This window comes from Pseudomonas sp. TNT3 (assembly GCF_010095445.2).
Taxonomy (GTDB): Bacteria; Pseudomonadota; Gammaproteobacteria; order Pseudomonadales; family Pseudomonadaceae; genus Aquipseudomonas.
Genome location: NZ_WFGV02000120.1, coordinates 1 through 2,804, shown reverse-complemented (window position 1 = coordinate 2,804; position 2,804 = coordinate 1). Strand labels below are relative to the sequence as shown.

At 63.5% G+C, this 2,804-nt stretch carries 3 protein-coding genes and 1 pseudogene; all 4 read left to right on the top strand.

Annotated elements, in window-relative coordinates:
* Positions 1 to 1,242: phytase (locus GBC55_RS29585; protein ID WP_247267071.1), on the top strand; the 1,242-nt coding region annotated here is incomplete at its 5' end.
* Positions 1,243 to 1,338: 96 nt separating this feature from the next.
* On the top strand, positions 1,339 to 2,049 hold the full coding sequence (tolQ, locus tag GBC55_RS29580) for a protein TolQ (RefSeq protein ID WP_162441195.1): 711 nt from the start codon (positions 1,339 to 1,341) through the stop codon (positions 2,047 to 2,049).
* Between the two features lie 22 nt (positions 2,050 to 2,071).
* A complete protein-coding gene (gene tolR, locus GBC55_RS29575; protein ID WP_162441194.1) occupies positions 2,072 to 2,518 on the top strand; it encodes a protein TolR in 447 nt (148 codons plus the stop codon).
* Positions 2,519 to 2,571: 53 nt separating this feature from the next.
* Positions 2,572 to 2,804: pseudogene (locus GBC55_RS29570) on the top strand (energy transducer TonB); the annotation flags it as partial.

Below are 2,804 nucleotides of genomic sequence, written 5' to 3'. Positions count from 1 at the left end.
GGCGACATCAAGGGTGCCGCCGGTGCGCTGGCGCTGGTCCCCGGTGGCGTCGTCGGGCTCGATCCGAAAGCGGCGCAACTGCACCTGTATCAGCAACAGGGCGAGCGCTGGACGGCCCAGGCCACCTTGCCGTTGACCGGCCTGAAGGAACCGGAAAGCCTGGCCCTGCGTAACACCGACAAAGGTGTGCAGGTGTTGGTCCGTGACGATGCCGACGGGCGTGTATACCAGGGCCAGATCGACTGGCAAGCCCAACCGGTTCCGCTGGCGCCGGTGTTGCCGAGCGTGCCAGCGCGTGTTCAGACCGATCCGGTGGCCCGTCAGGGTGATGCGGCGGACGACCCGGCGATCTGGATTCACCCGCAGCAACCGTCCCTCAGCCGGGTGCTGGGCACCAATAAAAAACAGGGCCTGTTGGCGTATGACCTGCAGGGAAAACTGCTCCAGGAGTTGCCGGTCGGGCGCTTGAACAACGTCGATGTTCGACCCAACTTCAAGCTCGGCGAGCAGACCGTGGACCTGGCAGTGGCCAGTCACCGCGATCACAACAGCCTCAGCCTGTTCGCCATCGACCGCAGCAGTGGCGAGCTGCGCGACATCGGCGAAGTGGCCACGCCGCTCAAAGACATCTACGGCATCTGCCTGTTTCAACCGGCCAGCGGTGAGATCTACGCGATCGCCAACGACAAGGACGGCACCTTCCTGCAGTACCGCCTCAGTGCAGCCAATGGCCGGGCCCAGGGTGAGTTGGTGCGCCAGTTTAAGGTCGACAGCCAGCCGGAAGGCTGCGTCGCCGACGACCAGCGCCAACGACTGTTTCTCGGTGAGGAGGATGTCGGGGTCTGGGCCGTGGACGCGCGCGCCGATCAACCGGCGACGCTGACCAGCGTGATCAAGGTCGGCGCGCAGTTGCAGGCGGATGTCGAAGGTCTGGCGCTGTATCAAAGCGCGGGGCGGGATTATCTGGTGGTGTCGAGTCAGGGCAACGACAGCTACCTGGTGCTCGACGCCGAGCCACCGTACGCCAGTCACGGCGCGTTCCGGGTCGGTTTGAACGCGGCGGCTGGCATCGACGGCGCGTCGGAAACCGATGGCCTGGAGGTGACCTCGGTCAACCTCGGCGGCCCTTGGAGTCACGGCATGCTGGTGGTGCAGGACGGCCGCAAGCGCATGCCCGAGCAAGCCCAGAACTTCAAATTCGTGCCCTGGGCCGAGGTCGTCCAGGCGCTGAAGCTGCCCTGATCCTGACCGTCATCATTCGGTCATCAATTTTCCATCGAATAGCCTCGCGACCGTTGCGCATCAACGTTCGCGCGGCACCTCACAAGGAGTTTCACCATGCAGGCCACGCTCGAACACATGACGATCTGGGGGCTGATCAGCGATGCCAGCCTGTTGGTCAAAGCTGTGATGCTCACGCTGTTGCTGGCCTCGTTGCTCAGCTGGTACCTGATCATCCAGCGCAGCCGTGTGCTGCACCGCCGCGAGCGCGGGTTGAACAGCTTCATGCAGCGTTTTCGCAGTGCACCGGAGTTGCTGCCGTTGCTGCGTGAAACGGCACAGGTAAAGGATGTGGAGGCCGGGATCGAACCGGTTTTTCGCGCAGGCTATCAAGAGTTTTGTCACTTGAAGCAGCAAGCCGGTCACCACCCCGACGTGGTGCAGGAGGGCGTCGAGCGAGCGCTGTACGTCGCCATCAGCGAGGAGGAAGTGCGCCTGGAAAAAGGTCTGCAGTTTCTCGCCACTGTCGGCTCGGTGAGTCCTTATATCGGCCTGTTCGGCACGGTGTGGGGGATCATGAATTCGTTTATCGGCCTGTCGCAAGTGCAGCAGGCGACGCTCTCTACCGTCGCGCCCGGCATCGCAGAAGCGTTGATCGCCACGGCGATTGGTCTGTTCGCGGCGATCCCTGCAGTGATCGCCTACAACCGCTTCGCGGCGCGCAGCCAGACCCTGCTCACGCGCTACTACGCCTTCGGCAACGAACTGCAAGTGCGCCTGCACCGCACGTTGCACGGTGCGCCGTTGAACCTGGCCGCTGCGGCCTGAACGGACTTCAAGGAGAGACGAGATGCTAGTCAGGCCGCAACGCAAACATGGGCCGAAGGCCGAGATGAACGTGGTGCCTTACATCGACGTGATGCTGGTGCTGTTGGTGATCTTCATGGTGACCGCGCCGATGCTGACCCAAGGCGTGAAAATCGAATTGCCCAAGGTCGCCAGTGAGGCCTTGGCCAACGACACGCGCCAGCAGATCCTCACGCTGTCGGTGAAAGCCGAGGGCGGCTATTACTGGAACCTCGGCGGTGAACTCGACACCCGGCATCAGACTGATAGCGCCGTGGGTCTCGATGAACTGCGCGCCAAGGTCGAGCAGATCATCGCCCAGCGACAGGACACGCAGGTGTATATCCGAGCGGACCAGGACGCCGGTTACGGCAGTGTCGTGGCGGCCATGGCGGCGTTGCAACAGGGCGGCGTGAGTAACCTCGGGCTGGTGACCGAGGTCCCGCAATGACCACGATGATCCTGCACGACACGGCACCGCTGGCGATAGGGAGGTGGACATCGATGAAGCGCAGCGACCTCTGGCAGCACAGCTTTGCGGCGGGTCTGGCGGTGGCACTGCATGGCGTCGTGGTGCTGTTGTTGATCAACAACTGGGCCCCCGAAGTGCCGGCGGTAAAACCACCGAACGTCATGACCACACAGTTGGTGATGGTGGCGCCGACGGTGCAGCCGCCTGCGCCAGAACCCGCACCCATGCCAGTGGCCGAACCTGTGGTCGCGGCCCCAGCCGCCGT

Coding starts and splice junctions, on each gene's coding strand:
- tolR (WP_162441194.1), top strand. CDS start 2,072: ATGCTAGTCAGGCCGCAACGCAAACATGGGCCGAAGGCCGAGATGAAC.
- tolQ (WP_162441195.1), top strand. CDS start 1,339: ATGCAGGCCACGCTCGAACACATGACGATCTGGGGGCTGATCAGCGAT.